This is a genomic window from Nocardia sp. NPDC003345, from assembly GCF_053589395.1.
On record NZ_JBSFRU010000096.1, the window covers coordinates 1 to 19,118 of the forward strand.

Genomic DNA, 19,118 nt, shown 5'->3' on the forward strand with positions numbered 1-19,118 from the left:
GTCTCGAGCGCTGACAGCAGACGCTTCGGGGGCCGAACCCCGCGCGGCGAAGCCGCGCCAATAAACACAGAACCTTGGCGAGCAGGGTCACCTTCATACCTTGGCGAGAAAGGTCACCCTCCCACCTCCGCAGGCAAGGTCACCTCCCCACCTCCGCGAGCAAGGCCACCTCCCCACTTTCGCGAGCAAACCCACCCCACCCCGCATCACACCGTCAATCCCGAACAACCAGAGCGAACGGACCGATATCGGTGACGGTGAAGCGCGGGTCGTCGAAGAGACGGGCGGGGAAGGTGACGGTGTAGCGCTTGACGTTCGGGTCGTTCGGGTAGACGTCGGCGGCCAGGCGCAGCGTGTAGTCGTCGCCGCTGCGGCGGAACAGGAAGGCATCCGGAGCCCGCCACTGCGCGGAGTCCAGCGCGGCGATCAGTTCGTCGGGCGTCTCCAGTCCGCTCCACTGCTCGATCGCGGCCGAACGCTGTGCGTAATCGGCCAGCGGGTTGGCGTAATGCGAGGTCAGGCCCTGGAATCCGAAGTACGGGTAGTAGGCGAGGAAGGTGGTGTCACCGGTGAGCAGCACCGTGCCCGCCGGTTCGCGACCCGTCTGATCGCGCAACGCCTCGTCGATATGGCGGTAGTGGCGCACCGCCGACGGGTCACGCTGGTCGGCGCGGACGCCGTCACCGTCGGTATCGGTGTAGGCGGTGGTGATCTCCGGCGCCAGCACGTGGGGAATGTCCTGGCAGTAGGCCAGCGCGCCGACGGTCGCCACCACGATGGCCACCCACCGGAACCGCGCCGGTTCGTTGAGCGCCTGGTAGATCGCCCGGGCGCCTTCGACGAACCCGAACCCGCCGGCCGCGGCCAGCAGTACCAGCAGCACCGGTTCCAGCCGGAACGACAGCAGGGTGGTGCCGGCGGCCGTCGCCAGCATGGACAGCAGTGACCACAGGTACACCGCGAGTACGCCGATTCCCAGAGCCTGCGCCCGCCGTGACGAACTCGCCCGCAGCACCAGCCAGATCACGCCGACCAGGCAGAACACGCCGAGCAGTGAGAAATGCGCCATCGGCAGCGGCAGTTCGGACCCGGCCTCGGGCAGGTAGTGGAAGGCCCCGCCGGACTGGAAGCGGGGGCTGTCCAGCATGCGCAGCAGGAACGGCAGGAACACCGGCAGCCCCACCAGCGCCGTGACCAGGCCCATCACGAACAGGCGCAGCAGTGGCGCGCCGACGGCCCGCCCGATCCCGCCGACCGGCCGGTCCACAGTCCCGTCGCGTACCGCGATCCGGCGGCGGGGGCGGGCGGCGTAGCGCGCCCGGACTCCCAGCCCGGCCGCGACCACCGCCATCAGCACCACGGTGAACACCGCGAACGCGAAGTAGAGGGTGTAGAAGGTGGCAGCCATGCCCAGGAACAGCCCGGTGCCCAGTACCGCGGCCCAACCGCCCGCTGTGGGTGCCGCGCCGGCGGCGACCACCGAGCCCCCGGTCGCGGGATTCTGTTCGGACTCCGATCCGCCGCCACCCGGCGAAGGGGTGGCGGGTGCGGCGGCCCGGGCGAGTTCGGCCGGGCGGTACAGCGCGCCCCACGCCATCACCAGCACCGGCGGGATCAGGATGGCGATCACCGCGCCGTACGCCTCGGGCGCCGCGTAGGTGACCGCTACCGCGGTGATCGCGGCGGTCACCCCGACCGCCCAGTCGGCTCGGATCAGCCGCGACCACAGCACCAGCGATACCACCGCGGCCACCGCGATCGACCCGATCGCGTAGGGCTTGAACACCTCCCAGCCGTCCATACCGAGCAGGTTGGCGAACCGCCCGCCCATCCAGAACCAGCCCGCCGGATAGAACGGCGGGAGATCGGCGTAGGTCATATCCCGCAGCGCCGCGCTGTCGGTGAGCCGGGTGAGGTATTCGGTGCGGAATTCCTGGTCCACCGAGATACCGAACAGGTACAGCTTGGTGGCGGCCAGCGGCATCCCCAGGGTCACCGTGACGAACGCCGAGACCCCGGCCCAGGAGAGCACTTTCGCCCATGGGCGGGCCCGGCGCAGCCGCAACAGCGCGATCGAGGCGGCCACCAGTATCAGGGCGCCGACCTGACCCACCGTGGTCAGCGCGCGCACCACGTTGGAGGAGTTGAAGGCCGGCCATTCCACCAGCGAGAACGCGGTCAGCCCGACGGCGACCACCACTACGGCGACCACCGTGGCAAGTACCGCCTCGCCGACTCCGGCCCCGACCTGACGCACCAACCGCGCGCCGCGACTCGTCGTCATCGGCGTACTTACCTCCGGCTCCGATCCACCTACTGGGCGTCGGTCAGCCTAGTGCAGGCCGTCCCGCGCGGACGCATGCGCGGGACGGCACAGCGTGGAGAACCCGCTACCGGTCCGGGTCGAACGGGCCTTCGTGCACATTGAGTTGCCGGACCTCGACTGCCAGCCTGGAAGCAGTGACGAAATCGGCGTCATCGTGCACGACTGTCAGGCCGTGGTGGGCAGCAGTCGCGCATACTTGCAGGTCGACGGCTGACAGGCAGCGATGGTTACCACGTTCGGCGGCGTAGTACTGCACCTTTCCGATCCATGGTCCAGCGCCCTTCGGGACCGCAATATCCCGATAGAGGGTGTCGAACATGCGGCAGAAGTCCGAGTACTCCTTCAGGTTGCGTGCCGAGACGAGAAACTCGCTGCGCTGCGGATAGCAGGAGCGGACCTGACCGTCCGCGAGCGTTTCGCGCCAGCGATCGAGAACTGCCCGGTCCCGGAGGATGCGCCAGAGCGCGGATGAATCCACCAGGTATCCGGTCACTCGGCGCCGCCACGCTTCTCCGCTGCGTGTGCCGCTTCCGCGCCCTCGATATCCCAGTCACGCGCCAGTTCGAAGTAGTAGTCGACTGCGGCTGCCCGGTTCAAGCGCTGGTTGTACTGACGAAGAGCCTCGGCTACCGCCGCTGTTTTGGTCTTGTGCCCACCCAGCTTTTTCGCGGTTTCGAGTTCGTCGTCGTCGATCTCGATATGCGTTAGTGACACCGCAACCCCCTGTACATTATTGACCTATTCGGACAATCAGATTGTACATAGAGTTGCGGCGTCAGCATCGGCCACGACGATCAGAACACGCGCAGCATGCCCGGATCCCACAGCCCGGTGCGGGTCGCGGTGCCGGTCTGCAACTGCGCGGGCACCGCGTCGTAGTACTGGTCGTAGCGTTCCAGCGTGCCCCAGTCCCGGCCCCAGTCGTTCTTCAGATAGGTCGGGATGGTGGTGGATTTCGCCAGCATCTGGGAGAACCCGAGCGGGCCACCGAACTCCTGGGCCTGCCAGGTGTTGGTGGAACTCACGGCCAGCGGCCGGTCCGGCAGGACGCGGAACTTCGGCACCTCGGCCACCCCGTTCTCGTGCCGGAACGGGCGCTGGCAGGGGAACTGCAGGCCCACGGCCCAGTCCAGCAGGATCGGCTGCTCCGAGCCCAGGTAGTCGTTGGCGGTCTCCAGTTTGGGCAGCCGCGGCGGGGTGAACGCCAGCCACTGGTCGCCGATGAGGATCGGATCGTTGGCGACGATCCGGACCGTGTCGGCCTCGGGGGCGATCTCGTCCAGCGGAACCCGCAGGTTGCGCCAGGACGGGAAGGGGCCGATATCGCGCGGGAGATAGGTCCCCAGCGGGGTCACCGAACCGTCCGGCTGCCGCTTGCCGTAGTCGACGGTGAGCGACTGGCCGTACTGCATGGCGCCGGTGTCGTCGTAGGACAGGATGCGCCCGGCCGCGGTGATCACCAGCAGCGGATGGTCCGGCGAGCGCTCCGGCAGCTCGTACCAGCTCGAGGTCACATGCGCGGGCTGCTGCACACCGTCCTGGTAGCTGCCCAGGATCGGGGTGGTGGCCGGGTCCAGGCCGAAGGGCAGCGCCACGGTGCTGCCGTTCACGCCGAGTGTGCCCTGGCCGCCGCCGGTACCGGCGTTCTGGCCTTCGGCGAACGCCGCGCCCACGGTCTGGTTGGAGGTGTTACCGGTACCCGGTTTCACCTCGACGGCGTCGGCGGACAGGTCATCGGGCACCCCGTTGGGGTCGAAGCCCACCGGATCGATACCGGCCATCGGATCGCCCGGGTTGGTGGGCGGATTCGCCGGGTCGACGATCGGGTTCAAGCGGCCCGCGTTGGCGTTCACCTCCACCAGCACGTCGTTGGCCAGTCCGCAGGTCTCACCCGCGAGGGCGTCGATATTGCCGCGGCCCAGCGAATACGCCGGATACTGCGAGTACGCGCCCTTGGCCAGCGAGAGCACCTCGAACAGCACCATCGCCGCGGCCACCAGGGTCAGCGGGATGGCGGCGAATTTACGGACCCGGCGCCCGCGCGCGGTCCGGGTGCTGTTCGGCGGTTTCGCATAACCCTCACGCAGCACATGCCAGGCCACCAGCAGCAACGCGAGACCGAACAGGATCAGGGCACCGGTGTTGGAGGAGAAACCGGCCAGCACGACCCGTTTGTCGAACCACGGGACCCCGTAGCTGGACACGTACCAGTACCCGTTGATACCGGAGAACGCGAGCGCCAGCGTGAACATCAGGCCCGCCAGGAAGATGGCCCGGTTCTTGCGCGCGCGCAACGCCGACGCCGAAACCGCCACCGCGGTCACCGCGGCCAGCGAACCCGCGATACCGGCGTAGGCGCCGAAGTGGTGGGTCCACTTGGTCGGGTTGAACATCATGAAGAAGATCGTCCCGAACACCACACCCATCAGCCGCCAGGTCGGCCCGGCCGCGATACCGGGCACCCGGCGCCGCCGCAACAGCACCAGCATGGTGGTGAACAGGCACAGCAGCATGGCCAGGAACGCGAACCGGCGCGACAGCGATCCGTCGACCGTCTCGACGAACAGGTAGTAGTAGCGCAGGTAGTCCTCGTACCAGGCCAGGTTGGGCCCGGCCAGCTGCCGCACCCGGTTCGCCTCCTGGATCCCGGCGAAGGTCTGATCGCTGTAGACGACCGTGAGCACCAGGAATCCGGCCGCGGCCAGTGGCGCCAGCAGTGCCACGGTGCCGTGTTCGCGATGCCGTTTCACGATGATGCGGGTGATGGGCCGGATACCGGCCAGCAGCGCCGCCACACACATGAGACCGGTGGGCGCGGCGGCCAGGGTGAACGCGGCGATCAGCACCGCCATGGCGGCCGGCAGCAGCCGGGCCGTCGCGATGGCCCTTTCGATGGAGACCCAGGTGAGCAGGGCGCCGAGCGCGACGATCGGTTCGGACCGCAGACCGTTGTCGTAGGGCAGCCAGAACGCCAGGAACACCAGACCGCCGGTCCACAGCGGCACACTGCCGAACCAGGCCCGGGCGCGGGCGCCGCGCAGACCGTTGCCCAGCCGCGGCACGACCTCGCGGCTGATCACCATCCAGCAGAGGATGCCGCAGGCCAGCGCCGGCAGCCGGACCCACGGGCTGGCCGTCGAAACCTCCGAGAACAGCTGGATCACGTAGTAGTACCAGCCGAACGGCGCCTCCGGGACGCCGTACCAGCGGAAATAGTTGGCCATATAGCCCGCGTCCGGGGCCACCCGGACCATGCTCAGGATGTAGCCGTCGTCGGAGGTGTTGGCACCCAGGAAATGCCAGATCACCAGGGTGCCGATAACTCCGCCGTCGGCGAACGTCGGTTTGAGCCAGTGCGCGGGCAGGAACCGCCGGTGCCCGCGACCGTCGCTGGTGTCCAGCCGGGCCAGCGCGACCAGCGAGAGCAGGGTGCACAGCACCGCGGCGATGATCGCGGCCAGTTTGATCCAGGTCGGGCTGGAGGTGAACCGGGTGTCGATCGTGGACTCCAGGCTCAGCCCGGCCGGGATGCCGCCGGTCATATCGGTGAACACACCGACCATCTGCGGACGCAGGTCGCCGACCAGTTGCCCCGCGTTGGGGGTCCCGTCGGCCAGGACCAGGCCCTCGAACGCGGCGGTGGTGCGCTCGTTATCGGAACGGATGGTGATCGCCGTGCAGTTCGCCATCTCCGCCCGGTCGGCGGTCGCCACCACCGCGTTGCGGTCCACCACATCGACCGAGGTCTCCGAGACGCGCACGAACAACGCCTCGAGCGCGGCCCGGTCGCCCTGCGGCGGCGCGGTGGACAGCAGCATGCCGCCCTGCGGCGGCAGCTGGTTCACCGCCGCGCACGGGATGGTCGCGGTGAGGTCGAGCGGCACCTGCGACATCAACGGCGCCTGCACATTGGCCAGGGTGTCGTTCTGCGGCCAGCTCAGCGTCGCGGTGGTCTGGGTGACCGGAAGAAAGGGCGTGGCGATCGCGAACAACGCGCCCAGCACACCGGTGATGATCGCGACGAGGCGCGCGACCCGGAAATCTTTCGGCGCGACCTCGGTCCGCGGCTCCGGTGGCGTCTTCGTCAGTACTGCGGTGGCGACTTCTGGCACGCTGGCATGCTACTTGGGCATCGGGCCCACGGCCGGATGGTGCCCCCGGCGAGTACCCACTCCCTCGGAAAACACTCCCGGCGAACGGGGCATAGAAACCGGCGGAACGGGGTAAAGAGGGGCGGCTGGCACAATCGGCCCGGAAACACCCCCTTATGCGTGGGGTATGGCGGCGCTAATGGAAAGGTAGGGGCATGACCAAGGTGAATCTCGACACGAACTACGGAACCATCGGCCTCGAGCTGGACGAGGCGAAGGCGCCGGACACCGTCCGCAATTTCGTCGAATACGTGAAGTCCGGGCATTACGACGGCACGATTTTCCACCGCGTGATCCCGGGCTTCATGGTGCAGGGCGGCGGCTTCGACGGTCAGATGCAGCAGAAGCCGACTCAGGCGCCCATTCAGAACGAGGCCGCCAACGGCCTCAAGAACAACAAGTACACGGTCGCGATGGCCCGTACGAACGATCCGCATTCGGCGACCGCGCAGTTCTTCATCAATGTCGCGGACAACGATTTCCTGAACCACACCCAGCCGGCGGGTCAGGGCTGGGGCTACGCCGTTTTCGGCGCCGTCACCGACGGCACCGAGGTGGTCGACAAGATCGCCGCGGTTTCCACGTCCTCGCAGGGCATGCACCAGGATGTCCCGGCGGAGAACGTGGTCATCGAATCCGCGACGATCACGGGCTGAAGTACCGGCCCCGTTCCGGCAGGCCCACACTCGATCGCGGGCCGAGCGGGACACACGCGTCGGTTCGGGTTGTCGCGGTCATTCACCGGGACAACCCGAACCGGTGGCGTCACAGTGGCAGCAGGTGGTGTTTACGCGGGTTGCGGATCACCGTCTTGTCGCGCAGCAACTGCAGGGCGCGGCGCAATTCCAGCCGGGTCTGCGCCGGTTCGATCACCGCGTCGATGAAACCGCGTTCGGCGGCCACCCACGGCGTCGCCATCGTGGCGTTGTAGAAGTCGATCATCTGCTGGCGGACGGCCGGCTTCTGATCCTCGGGCGCGGCCGCGATCTGCGCCGCCCCGATCAGGCTCACCGCGCTCTCGGCGCCCATCACCGCGATCCGGGCCGTCGGCCAGGCCAGGTTGACATCGGCGCCGAGCTGTTTGGAACCCATCACCGCGTAACCGCCGCCGTAGGATTTGCGGACCACGACCGTCACCTTCGGCACGGTGGCCTCCACATACGCGAACAGGAACCGGCCGCCGCGTTTGATGACGCCGACCTTCTCCTGCTCGACCCCGGGCAGGAAGCCCGGCGTATCCACCACGAAGACCAGCGGTATCTCGTAGGCGTCGCAGAGCCGCACGAAATGTGAGGCCTTATCGGAGGCGCGGGCGTCCAGCGCACCGGCGTAGACCATGGGCTGATTGGCGACCACGCCGACACTGCGGCCGTCCACCCGGGCGAAACCGGTGATGATGTTGCGGCCGGCCTCGGCGCCGTATTCGTGGAACGCCCCGTCGTCGAAGATCCGCAGCAGCACATCGTGCATGTCGTAGCCGGAGTTGTCGGAATCCGGGACCAGGGCGTCGAGCTCCCGGTCGGAATCGGTGACCTCCGGTTCCAGCCCCGGATTCACGATCGGCGGCTGCTCCTGGCAACTGGTCGGCAGATACGACAGGTAATCGCGGACCCACTCGAAGGCGGCCTGTTCATCGGGGGCGACATGGTGGATATTGCCGTACTGCGCCTGGCTGTGGGCCCCGCCCAGTTCCTCCAGGCTGACATCCTCACCGGTGACCTCGCGAATGACCTTCGGTCCGGTGACGAACATGTACGCCGCCTCGGTGGCCACCACGACATCGGTGTTGATCGGCGAATACACCGCGCCACCGGCGCATTTACCGAGAATCAGCGAGACCGTCGGCACCATCCCGGACAGGCTCTCCTGCCGGGTGGCCAGTTCGGCGTACCAGGCCAGCGAGGACACCGCCTCCTGCACGCGGGCACCGCCGGAATCGTTGATACCGATCAGCGGGCAGCCCACCTTGGCCGCGTATTCCATGATCCCGGCGACCTTACGACCGAACATCTCCCCGACCGACCCGCCGTACACGGTCTGATCGTGCGAGAACACTGCCACCGGCCGGCCACCGACCTGGCCGTGCCCGGTCACCACGCCGTCGCCGTAGAGCGCGTCCGGATCGCCCGGACGGCGCACCAGGGCGCCCAGTTCCACGAACGACCCCGGATCCAGCAGCATCTTGATCCGGTCCCGCGCGCTGGGAATACCCTTGCGCGCGCGTTTCGCGACAGCGGACTCACCCGCCGGTTCCTGCGCCAGTTCGAGCCTTTTGCGCAGATCGGCGAGTTTCTCGGCAGTCGTGCTCACTTGCTCCCTTTCCCGGCCGCACTCGAGGTGATCTGCGCGAGTTTAGCGGTCAGGTCGGCACCGATACGGCCGATCCGGGGCTCATCGATGATCTGCAGGTGGTCGCCGGGGATGTGGATGATCTCCAGGTTCGGCAGGTATTCGTCCCAGCCGCCGTTCGGCCGGCGCTCGGCGTAGCGGGGTTCGAGCTCGATCGCGCCGTCGTGGTAGCGATCCGCGAGGTACAGCACCACGTCGCCGTCGTAGTTCGTCGGACTGACCTGCTGCAGCGCCCGGTTCTCGATCCACGAGGTCTTCTGATGTTCGAGCACCCCGCCCGGGATCTTCGCACCGGTCATCTTGATCAGATCGCTGATCATCTTGAACTGCTCCTCATCGGAGGAGTCCGCCAGTTCACGCAGCTGCTCGTCGTCGAGTTCGCCGTTGACGTTGAAGGTCTTCTTGGCGAAGGTCTGGTAGCGCTGCATCCGCCGGAACCGCTCTTCGGAGCTGTTGTCCTCCGGCTCGGCCGGAATAGCGAGGTCGATGAGGCCGACGAGCCGTACTTCGGCGCCCTCCGCACGCAGCAGCTGCGCGACCGCCATCGCGAGCACGGCGCCCAACGACCAGCCGTACAGCACATACGGCCCCTCGCCCTGGAGTTTGCGCAGTTCCGGAACATACTCGCGGGCCCGCTCCTCGATCGAGCCCTCGGCCCGCTCCAGGCCGTACATCGGCGTGCCCTCGGGAAGCCGCTTCAGCAGCGGCTCGTAGACCAGGGTGTTGCCGCCGGCCGGATGGAAGACGAATACGGGCACCGCGTCCGAGCCCTCGGAACGGGCCCGGAGGGGACGGACGTACCCTTCCACATCGGCACCGCTGTCCTGCAGCGTGCGCACGATATCGGCCAGCTGTTCGATGGTCTCGCAGTCGAGAACCTCGTCCACGGTGATCTCCGCACCCACCCGATCGGTGAGCCGGGCCGCCAGCTTTTCGGCGGTCTCCTCGTCCAGGATCGGCAGGGTGTTGAAGATTCCTCCCGCCGATTCGCCGGTGATGACCGCCCACGAGGCGTAGGTGAGCCGTTCGGCCGCGTCACGTGGCGGAACGTTATCGCTGTCCGGCTCCCCGGCCGCACCGCCGCCGAAGATCGCGGATGGCTCGGCCGGCACTTGCGCCGGTTCGGCCGGCGCCACCGGAGATGCCGGATCCGCCCCGGCGTCCGCGGCCGATCCGCTCATGTCCCGGTTCAGGGCCGCGGCGGGATCCTCGCCCGCCTCCAGCGCCGCCTTCGCCGCCTCGACGAAGTTGTCGTCCAGCGCCCCGGCCGCACCGCTGGCCTGCTTCTCCGCCATTTCGCGGACCTCGTCGCGATGCTCGATCGCGTAGCGCAGAACCTTGCCGACCTCGTGCAGGCTGGCATCGCGTACCGCCGACACCTGCAGCTGCGGGATATCGAATTCGTATTCGACCCGGTTCTTGATCCGCATCGCCATCAGCGAATCCAGCCCGAGTTCCATGAGCGGGATCTCCATGGGCAGGTCCTCGACCGCGTAACCCATGGATTCGGCGACGATCAGCGCCAGCCGGTCCTCCACCGACTGCCCGCTCTCCGGGTCCCAGCGATCGCCGAACCCGGCGGTGTCCACGTCGGCGGTCTCGACTTCCGCGACTGCCGTCGCGGTCGCGGCGGGGGTGGCCGGAACCGGCAGCGCCGCGCCGGAGGTGACGACCGCGTCGAACAGCAGCCGGAACTGTCCTTCTTCACGGGCGTGCACCTGGACGGAGGCACCGCCGGGATGCGGGGTGAGGGTGGTGGTGAGGGTGCCCGTGGCGGGCAGTGGGGCGTGGGCGATGCTCGCGCCGAGCGCGACATCGGCCAGTACCTGCGACGCCGCGGTCCGGACCAGCGCGGGCAGGTCGTCGACCGCGGCCGCCCGGACCTCCCAGACATGGCGGCCGTCCGGCAGCGCCACCGAGGCGCCCGGGATACCGCCTCCGCCGGTGGAGAACGCGCTGACCTTGGGCCAGTACCGTTTCCGGACGAACGCGGTACGCGGGATATCGGCGTAGGGCCCGGTCGGCAGCAGCGAGGCCAGATCGACCGCGTGCCCGTGCACATAGAGCTGGGCCAGCGCGGCGATCACCGCGGCCGGTTCGTCCTCTTTGCGCTTGAGCGTCGGAATCAGCTGCGCGTCGGGCAGTCCGGCGGCGAAGGTGGTGCCCAGTACCTGCATGAGCGCCACCGAATTCGGGGCCAGCTCCAGGAAGGTGGTGATCCCGGCGTCGACCGCGCGGCGCACCGCGTTGGTGAAGTACACGCTGTGCCGCATGTTCTTCACCCAGTAGGCCTCGGTGTGCACCGGGTCGTGACCGGGCGGGTAGTACTGCTCCTTATCGACCGTGGAATACAGGCCGACCGTCGATGTCGTCGGTTCGATCCCGGCCAGTTCGGCGGCGAGTTCGCCGAGCAGCGGATCCATCTGCGAGGTGTGCCCGGCACCCTTGGTCTGCAGGACGCGGGCGAACTTCCCGGCTTCCTCGACCTTCGCGACGATCGCCGCGACCTGATCCACCGGGCCGCCGATCACGGTGTTGGTCGGCGCCGCGTACACCGCGACCTCGATATCCGGGTAATCCGGCAGCATGGCGGCGACATCGTCGGCGCTCAACTCCACCAGGGCCATATTCCGGACGTCGTCGTCGGTGAGCATCTCCTCGCCCTCCCGCATGAGGCGGGAACGCGCGCAGATCACCCGGACCGCGTCCTCGAGCGGCAGTCCGCCGCTGATGTACGCGCCGGCCACCTCACCCTGGGAGTGCCCGACCACCGCGGCGGGTTCGGCACCGTGCGCACGCAGCAGCGCGGCGAGCCCGACCTGAATCGTGAACGTCCCGACCTGGGACGTGCCGATATCCCAGTCCTGAGCGTCGTCGAGCATCATCTCGCGCACCGAATAGCCGGCCTCGTCCTGGACGAGTTCGTCGACCTCGTCGACGGTGCGGCGGAAGATCGAGTTCTCCAGGTAGAGCTGTTTACCCATCTTGCGGTGCTGGGCGCCGAAACCGGCCATCACCCACATGGGTCCCTGGGCGGCCGGGGCATCGGCGGTGAAGACACCCTGTCCGGGTTTGCCCGCGGCGATCGCGCGCAGGCCGGTGATCGCTTCGGCGTGGTCCTTGGCCAGCACTACGCCCCGGGAGCGCCAGTGGCTGCGTTTGGCCAGCGCGCGGGCCACATCGGGGAGCGGGGTCCGCTGTCCCGCTTCGGTTTCCAGCCAGTCGGCCAGATCCGCGGCGGCGCGGCGGCGGCGCGATGGCAGGTAGGCGGAGACGGCGAGGATCACCGGCAGCGGTTCGGCGCGATCGGCCGACCATTCGGGTTCGGGTACGGCATCGGCCACCACGGCCTCGGCCTCGGCGACCACATCGGTGGTCGCCACATCGAGCGCCTCGTCGCCGTCGGAATCCTCGGCCGAGCCGGTCGGATCGGTCACCGGCACGGCGGGCTTGTACTCCTGCACCACGAGGTGGGCGTTGGTACCGCCGAATCCGAACCCGGAGATACCGACGGTTGCGGTACCGCTGTAGCGCGGGAACGGTGTCGGCTCGTCGACGACCTTCAACCGGGCCTGCTCGAACGGGATGTAGGGGTTCGGGCCGGCGTAGTTGATATTGGCGGGCAGCACATCGTTGCGGAAGGCCATGATCACCTTGGCCAGACTCGCCGCGCCCGCCCCCGACTCCAGATGCCCGAAGTTGGTCTTCGCCGAGCCGAGCAGCGCCGGCGCGTCCGCCGCACGGCCCGCGCCGACGACCTGTCCGAGCGCCTGTGCCTCGATCGGGTCGCCGACCAGGGTGCCGGTGCCGTGCGCCTCGATGTAGTCGACCGTGGAGGGCACGATCCCGGCATCACGGTAGGCGCGGCGCAGCACATCGGCCTGGGCGTCGGGGTTCGGGGCGATGAGACCGTTGGACCGGCCGTCGCTGTTGACCGCCGAACCCTTCACCACGGCCAGGATGTCGTCACCGTCGCGCTCGGCGTCGGCGAGGCGTTTGAGCACCACCAGGCCGGCGCCCTCGGAGCGGACCATGCCGTCGGCGTCGGAGGAGAAGGCCTTGATACGGCCGTCCTCGGCCACCGCGCCGTTCTTGTCGAACCCGAGCGTGGCCATCGGGGCGAGCAGCATGTTCACACCGCCGGCCAGCGCGACATCGGCATCGCCGGCGCGCAGGGCCTGTACCGCCTGATGAACGGCCACCAGCGTCGAGGAGCACGCCGTGTCGACCGCGAGCGACGGGCCGCGGAAATCGTAGAAGTAGGAGATCCGGTTGGCGATGATGCTGCTGACGCTGCCCATGATCTTGTAGGCCTCGGCCGACGCCGGAACATTCGGGTCGGTCTCGCCCAGGCTCATCGCGGCCAGCAGCTGGAAATCATTGCTGGTGGTGCCGATGTAGACACCCACCGACTCCCCGCGCAGATCGCTGGCGGGAATCCGGGCGTGCTCGAGCGCCTCCCAGGTGAGTTCCATCATGAGCCGCTGCTGCGGATCGATGCGCTCGACCTCGATCGGCGACATGGCGAAGAATTCGGCGTCGAAATCGGTGACGACGTTCTGGTCCAGGTAGCCGCCGCGGGTGTTGCCCTCGGCCACGGCCTGCGCCACCTGCGGATTCTCCAGGAACTCCGACCAGCGACCGGCCGGGCGCTCCCGGATGGCGTCCCCGCCGTTGATCAGGAATTCCCAGGTGGACTCCGGAGTGTCGCCCGCGCCGGGCAGCCGGGTCGACAGGCCGACAATCGCGATATCGTGCGCCTCACCCGGGGCATATCCCGAGGTGTAGAACTGATCGTCATCGGCTTCGAGAACGAGTTCCGGCGGACCGTTGACCACGATCTCCGCCAGCGAGCCGATGGTCGGATGCTGGTAGATGACCGTGGGGTTCAGCACCACGCCGGTGAGTTCCTCGATCTCCCCGCCCAGCGCCAGCGCGTCGCGGGAAGCGAGCCCGAACTCCTCCATCGGCCGATCCACGGTGATCTGCTCGACCTGCTGCCCGGTGGCCTCGGCGACCCAGCGCCGCAACCATTCCCGCAGCTCGGCGACCGAGATATCGGGGTTCGAGCCCCCGCCCGCGGCCGCGGACACCTCGGCGGCGCCGTCTCCCGCCTCCGCGGGAAGGTTCTCGGTCGTCTCCGGCGACGTGCCCTCGTTATCAGCCATCAGTCCTCAAACTACCTGTCTGTACGCGGTGCGGGGCACCAGCCCGCGCAGCGCGGGCATGGATGGTCGGCGCGGCCGCGACCCGGCTCGGGTGCGGACCTATTCCTCAGGTGCATCGGGGAAAGCCTGCTGGGTGTAACCACCGCGCAGGGTGCCCTCGATATACGCGGACTTGCACGCCCGGCGCGCGATCTTGCCGCTGGAGGTGCGCGGAATCGAACCCGCGGGCACCAGCAGCAGATCCCGGACGGTCACGCCGTGACGCTGGGAGATCGCCGCGCGTACCGCGTCGGCGATGGGCAGCGGATCGGCCTTACCGGCGCCCGGACCCCGCTCGGCCACCACGACCAGTTGCTCGGAGGCGTCGTCGGCGTCGAACTTCAGGCCCGAATGGCTGCCCTGGGCGAACACCTCGGCCGGCAACTGGTTGGCCGGGACCGAGAACGCCGCCACGAATCCCGGGCGCAGCGCGGTGCTGGCCTCCTGCGCGGAGAACTCCAGATCCTGCGGGTAGTGGTTGCGGCCGTCGACGATCACCAGATCCTTGACCCGGCCGGTGATGTAGAGCTCGCCGTCGTAGTAGACGCCGTAGTCGCCGGTGCGCATCCAGTTGGACTCGGGCGTGGTGCCCTCCGCGTGACTGCCCTCGGCGAGCGGGGTGACGATCTTGTTCTGGAAGGTCGCCTTGGTTTCGTTGTCGCGGCCCCAGTACCCGATGCCCATATTGTTGCCGTGCAGCCAGATCTCACCGACATGGCCGTCGGGCTGTTCGCGCGCCTCGCCGTCGATCGTTTCCGGATCGACGATCACGGCCCACTGCGACTTCGCGATATAACCGCAGCTCACCTGGGCGATCGCATTATCGCTGCCCTGGTCGACCTTCACCATCCGACCGGCATTCAGCTCGTTGCGATCCACATAGGTGACCTTCGCCTCGTCCTCGGCCTTGGTCGCGGAGACGAACAGCGTGGCCTCGGCCATGCCGTAGCAGGGTTTGATCGCCGTCTTGGGCAGGCCGTAAGGAGCGAAGGCCTCGTTGAACTTCTTCATCGACGAGGTGGTCACCGGCTCGCTGCCGTTGATCAGGCCGATCACATTCGACAGGTCCAGCGATTCGCCGTTCTTCGGCAGACCGCGCACCGCCGCGTGCTCGAACGCGAAGTTCGGCGCGGCGGCGAAGGTCCCGGCGCCGTCGGAGGCGGCGGCGAGCTCCTTGATCCAGCGATAGGGACGGCGCACGAACGAGGCCGGGGACATGATGGTGATGAATTTGCCGCCCACGGCGGGCAGGATCACCGTCAGCAGACCCATATCGTGGAACAGCGGCAGCCAGGTGACACCGCGCGAGTTCCAGTCGAGATTGATGGCGTCGACCATCTGCAGCAGGTTCGTGCCGACCGCGCGGTGAGTGATCTCCACACCGGCCGGGGTCCGGGTGGAACCCGAGGTGTATTGCAGGTAGGCGATCTCGTCCACGGTGATATCGGGGCGCACCCAGCTGTCACCGAGAGTGTCGGGGATCGCGTCGACGGCGATGATGCGCGGACGCTGCGCCGCGGGTAGCGAACGGAAGAACTGACGCACTCCGGCCGCCGACGAACTGGCCGTCAGAATCGCCGACGGTTTGCAGTCTCCCAGCACGGCATGCAGCCGATCGGTATGACCCGGCTCGTCCGGATCGAACAGCGGAACCGCGATGGTGCCCGCGTAGATCGCGGCGAAGAACGAGATCACGTAGTCGAGCCCCTGTGGCGCGAGCACCGCCACCCGGTCACCGGGAGTGGTGACCTGCTGGAGTCGACCGGCCACCGCGCGCAGCCGGACCCCGAACTCCTGCCACGTCAGCTCGTGTACTTCGCCGTCGCGCTCACGCGAGTAATCGATATAGCGGTACGCCAGCGTGTTCGCGTCGTTGCGGGTGTGCTTCTCGACGTGGTCGACCAGGGTGCGATCTTCGGGAATGGTGATATTCCCGTTCTCGTCCAGGTAGTCGTCGAAAGTCTCGTCCATTCCTTCTCCTCCGAGGCGCACGTGGCAACGGCACGTCAGCCGTTATTTACTGTGTGGCCCCGACTCGCTTTCGCCGCGGAAGCTCTCCATCCGAGAACCGGCCCCGCAGGCTTTGGGGTGCGGTCTGCGCGGTGACCGCTATCGGCTAGATGTTCTCAAACCAGAGACATGTTACAGAGATGAGCTTCTCACTCCTCCCGGAGCAAGGGAATCACCGGTGCGAACGCATCCATCTGGGTCGGGAAAATGCCGACATAGGACATCCCCGTGAGCTTGCGCACCCGTCGCATCTGGTCGGCGATCTCCTCGAAGGTGCCGATCGCCACATACGGCGAGTCCAGGATCTCCTCGACAGAGAGCTTGACGTCGACCTCCAGATCGGGATGCAGCCCGCGATCGAGCGCGGTCAGCGCCATCTCCGCGGTCTTCTCCCGGTCGTCGGTGATGACGATGGCGGTGATCGCCCAGTTCAGCTCGATCTGCTCGAACCGATCCCCGGCCGCCTCCCGGATGAGCTCGACCTTCTCGATCGTCTTCTCCAGCGTGATACCCGAGAGCAGGCCCTTACCGTTCGAGGTGGTGACGGGCACGATCGAGACGATATCGGCGTGTTTGGCGGCCAGTTTCAGCATCCGCGGCCCACCACCGCCGGTACACAGCGGCGGGCGCGGGCCCTGCCGCGGGCGCGGGGTCCCCTTGATGCCGTTGACCTGGTAGTACTTGCCCTCGAAGGTGCACTCCTGACCCCGCAGCAGTACATCGAGGATGGTCAGCGTCTCGTCCAGCTTGGCCAGGCGGACACCGGGACGGTCGTAATCCAGGCCCGCGGCCTCGAACTCGTCGGCCTTCCAGCCGGCACCGATCCCCACCTCGAGCCGGCCCTTCGAGAGCACGTCGATGGTGGCCAGGTCCTTGGCCAGGACAACCGGGTGCCGGAAGCCGTTGGCGAGAACCGACGTGCCGAGCCGAATCGTCGACGTGGCCTGGGACAACGCGCCCAGGGCCGCGATCGGGCCGATCTGGTCACCGAGGTGGTCCGGCACCACGAACGTGTCGTAGCCGTATTCCTCGGCCTGCTGCGCCGTCTGAATGAACTTGCGGGCGCCGCCCTCCTGCTTGTTTCCCTCGCCCGCGGCCGCGAAACGGAACTTACGCAGCGGAGTCCCCAGCGCGCTCAACTCATCCACCGGTGCGGCGGCTTCTGTCATGAACTCATGCTCCTGGATATCGGAAGTCACTGCGCGTCCCCCGCCGGCGCAGGGCGCGGGATGCGCGATCACCAGCGCACTTTACAGCCTGCGTGACCGGAGGGAACACGCTGCGTGCGGTGAATTGTCACAAGACGGCGCCGCGGCGCCACCGCATGGGACAGTGGCGCCGCGATCCGCTCCGGAATCACGAATGCGGAGGCGACGGCGCGCCCTCCACCAGGCCGATCGCCCAGTTCGTCGCCCACTGGGTGGCGGTGGTCCCATCCTGATCCACCACGAACCCGTGATAGAGGCTGTGCACCGGATTGCCCACCGCCTGGGTGAGAGTGCCGAGGCTGCCGAGGATATTGGCGGGGCTCAGCGCGTTACGCGGCGCGTCGCAGATCAGGTCACCGGGAGCACAGATCGTGTACACCCGGTCGGCGAGATCGCCGAACCCTTCCGTACGCGGTCCGGTCATGGTGATCCCCGGGACGGTGAGCCCGTTCAACGCGACCTCGGCGCCCACCCCGGGCGGCGGTGTGCCGACCTGGATCGGCTGCCCGTCGCCGGTCTCCCCGGACCGGCGGCCGTCCGCGATGAGCGTCACACCCAGGACCTTGTTCTCGGGAACCGGGCCGTTGCCCTTACCGATCTGCTCGGCGATATCCCCGGCGATCACCGCCCCCTGCGAGAACCCGGCCAGCACATACGTGGTGAGCGGGCACTCCTGGTGCCGCTGGGTCATGAAATCGAAGGTCTTGCGGGTGCCCTCGGTCCGGCTCACGTTGTAGGAGGCCTGACCGTCCGGCGGGAACGCCACCGGATTGGAGAACTGGGCGACATAGGGGACGGTATAGACGTCCACGCGCTGGTCCGGGAACTGTTCGCGCACCGGGCCACTCACGTTCAGCATCAGCGACGCCGGATTCGCCGACGGGTTGTAGGGGTCGTCGGCGCTGCTGGACTCCCAGGTGCCGGGCACCGAGATCATCTGCACGTCCGGGCAGCTCGCGGGCTGACTCGTCGGCTCCTCCGGCCCCGGCCCGGGGCCCGGCGGCTCCGGTTTCCGCAGGCACCCCGCCAGCATGTACCAGAGCAATATCACGATGACCAGCCCGGCGACGATCAACGCGAGCACCGTGAAGCAGCCGGACCGACGGGTCCGGGAACGTCCCCTACTCACCGCCGCACCTCTAGCAGTAGCTCGTCTTGGCGGTATTGATGTAGATCTGGCCCGCCTGCTCGACCGGCATCTTCGCCGGATCGAACGACGGATCCGACCCGGCCATCGCGGTGACGAAGGTCGCCATATCGGCATCCGAGGTCCCGGCGGCCACACCCTGGCATACGTAGTTGCCGATGCTCAGCGCGATATCCGGGCTCGACGGGGTGACACCCTGCTTACCCAGCTCGTCGAGGAACGTCTGCTCCTTCTCGCCGAGCGCACCGGTATCGCCCTCCTGCGGCGGCACCGGCGCGGGCCGCTCCGGCTCCGGGGCGGGCGCCTCCGGCTGCTCCGGGGCCGGCGCGGCCTCGGGCGCCGCACCCTCCGGAGCCGGGGTCTCGCTCCCGGGAGCCGGGGCCGGAGCCGAACTCACCGACGACGCCGCGGCCGGGGTCGACAGCGTGGGCGTGCCGGTCGCGGTCGAATCGTCGTCGCCGCAGCCGGCGAGCAGGCCCGCGGCGGCCACAGCCGCCACCACACCGAGCAACGTGCCTCGGGTCCGATACATACATTCCATCCTGTGCTCCGGCGCGCGAGAGCGCGCGTGTTCCCCGGCCGCTCGGTCGCGGACCGCCGAACCATTGGGTTGACCGTCTGGTTGCGTGGGACCCGGCGGGTGCCGGGCCGCGACCCCCGAGGGTAATGGTTTGTCTTTTGGCGCGCTGCTGTGTCTATTGGCGCGGCTTCGCCGCGCGG

At 68.1% G+C, this 19,118-nt stretch carries 11 protein-coding genes; 1 reads left to right on the forward strand and 10 read right to left on the reverse strand.

The window, feature by feature from the left end:
- Nucleotides 1–214: 214 nt before the first annotated feature.
- The 4 genes from ACWDU1_RS13510 to ACWDU1_RS13525 form a co-directional block, all read right to left on the reverse strand.
- Nucleotides 215–2,284, reverse strand: a complete 2,070-nt coding sequence (locus ACWDU1_RS13510; RefSeq protein ID WP_449998398.1) for a galactan 5-O-arabinofuranosyltransferase — start codon at nt 2,282–2,284, stop codon at nt 215–217.
- A gap of 106 nt (nt 2,285–2,390) precedes the next feature.
- Nucleotides 2,391–2,819 (reverse strand): PIN domain-containing protein, encoded by a 429-nt coding sequence (locus tag ACWDU1_RS13515; protein ID WP_449998400.1) that lies wholly within the window; start codon nt 2,817–2,819, stop codon nt 2,391–2,393.
- On the reverse strand, nt 2,816–3,040 hold the full coding sequence (locus ACWDU1_RS13520; protein ID WP_449998402.1) for a type II toxin-antitoxin system VapB family antitoxin: 225 nt from the start codon (nt 3,038–3,040) through the stop codon (nt 2,816–2,818). The genes ACWDU1_RS13515 and ACWDU1_RS13520 overlap by 4 nt, the downstream gene beginning before the upstream one ends.
- A gap of 80 nt (nt 3,041–3,120) precedes the next feature.
- A complete protein-coding gene (locus ACWDU1_RS13525) occupies nt 3,121–6,438 on the reverse strand; it encodes an arabinosyltransferase domain-containing protein (RefSeq protein WP_449998404.1) in 3,318 nt (1,105 codons plus the stop codon).
- Nucleotides 6,439–6,632: 194 nt separating this feature from the next.
- On the opposite strand from ACWDU1_RS13525, the gene ACWDU1_RS13530 reads away from it, so the two are divergent.
- Nucleotides 6,633–7,133 (forward strand): peptidylprolyl isomerase, encoded by a 501-nt coding sequence (locus ACWDU1_RS13530; protein WP_449998406.1) that lies wholly within the window; start codon nt 6,633–6,635, stop codon nt 7,131–7,133.
- Nucleotides 7,134–7,242: 109 nt separating this feature from the next.
- On the opposite strand, the gene ACWDU1_RS13535 is transcribed toward ACWDU1_RS13530, so the two are convergent.
- From ACWDU1_RS13535 to ACWDU1_RS13560, 6 genes are all read right to left on the reverse strand, one after another.
- A complete protein-coding gene (locus ACWDU1_RS13535; RefSeq protein ID WP_449998407.1) occupies nt 7,243–8,787 on the reverse strand; it encodes an acyl-CoA carboxylase subunit beta in 1,545 nt (514 codons plus the stop codon).
- Nucleotides 8,784–13,994, reverse strand: a complete 5,211-nt coding sequence (gene pks13 / locus ACWDU1_RS13540; RefSeq protein ID WP_449998409.1) for a polyketide synthase Pks13 — start codon at nt 13,992–13,994, stop codon at nt 8,784–8,786. The genes ACWDU1_RS13535 and pks13 overlap by 4 nt, the downstream gene beginning before the upstream one ends.
- A 99-nt stretch (nt 13,995–14,093) precedes the next feature.
- Complete coding sequence (fadD32, locus tag ACWDU1_RS13545) at nt 14,094–16,004, reverse strand: long-chain-fatty-acid--AMP ligase FadD32 (RefSeq protein ID WP_449998410.1); 1,911 nt, start codon at nt 16,002–16,004, stop codon at nt 14,094–14,096.
- A 188-nt stretch (nt 16,005–16,192) separates the two neighbouring features.
- A complete protein-coding gene (locus ACWDU1_RS13550; protein WP_449998412.1) occupies nt 16,193–17,212 on the reverse strand; it encodes an LLM class F420-dependent oxidoreductase in 1,020 nt (339 codons plus the stop codon).
- Between the two features lie 187 nt (nt 17,213–17,399).
- A complete protein-coding gene (locus tag ACWDU1_RS13555; RefSeq protein ID WP_449998413.1) occupies nt 17,400–18,380 on the reverse strand; it encodes a cutinase family protein in 981 nt (326 codons plus the stop codon).
- A gap of 10 nt (nt 18,381–18,390) precedes the next feature.
- Nucleotides 18,391–18,930: a DUF732 domain-containing protein gene (locus ACWDU1_RS13560; protein WP_449998414.1), complete on the reverse strand. Its 540-nt coding sequence runs from the start codon at nt 18,928–18,930 to the stop codon at nt 18,391–18,393.
- Between the last annotated feature and the right edge of the window lie 188 nt (nt 18,931–19,118).

What these genes read in the sequence shown, in the direction of transcription:
- ACWDU1_RS13510 (WP_449998398.1), bottom strand. Translation starts at nt 2,284, where the DNA reads ATGACGACGAGTCGCGGCGCGCGGTTGGTGCGTCAGGTCGGGGCCGGA.
- ACWDU1_RS13530 (WP_449998406.1), top strand. Translation starts at nt 6,633, where the DNA reads ATGACCAAGGTGAATCTCGACACGAACTACGGAACCATCGGCCTCGAG.
- pks13 (WP_449998409.1), bottom strand. Translation starts at nt 13,994, where the DNA reads ATGGCTGATAACGAGGGCACGTCGCCGGAGACGACCGAGAACCTTCCC.
- fadD32 (WP_449998410.1), bottom strand. Translation starts at nt 16,004, where the DNA reads ATGGACGAGACTTTCGACGACTACCTGGACGAGAACGGGAATATCACC.
- ACWDU1_RS13550 (WP_449998412.1), bottom strand. Translation starts at nt 17,212, where the DNA reads ATGACAGAAGCCGCCGCACCGGTGGATGAGTTGAGCGCGCTGGGGACT.
- ACWDU1_RS13560 (WP_449998414.1), bottom strand. Translation starts at nt 18,930, where the DNA reads ATGTATCGGACCCGAGGCACGTTGCTCGGTGTGGTGGCGGCTGTGGCC.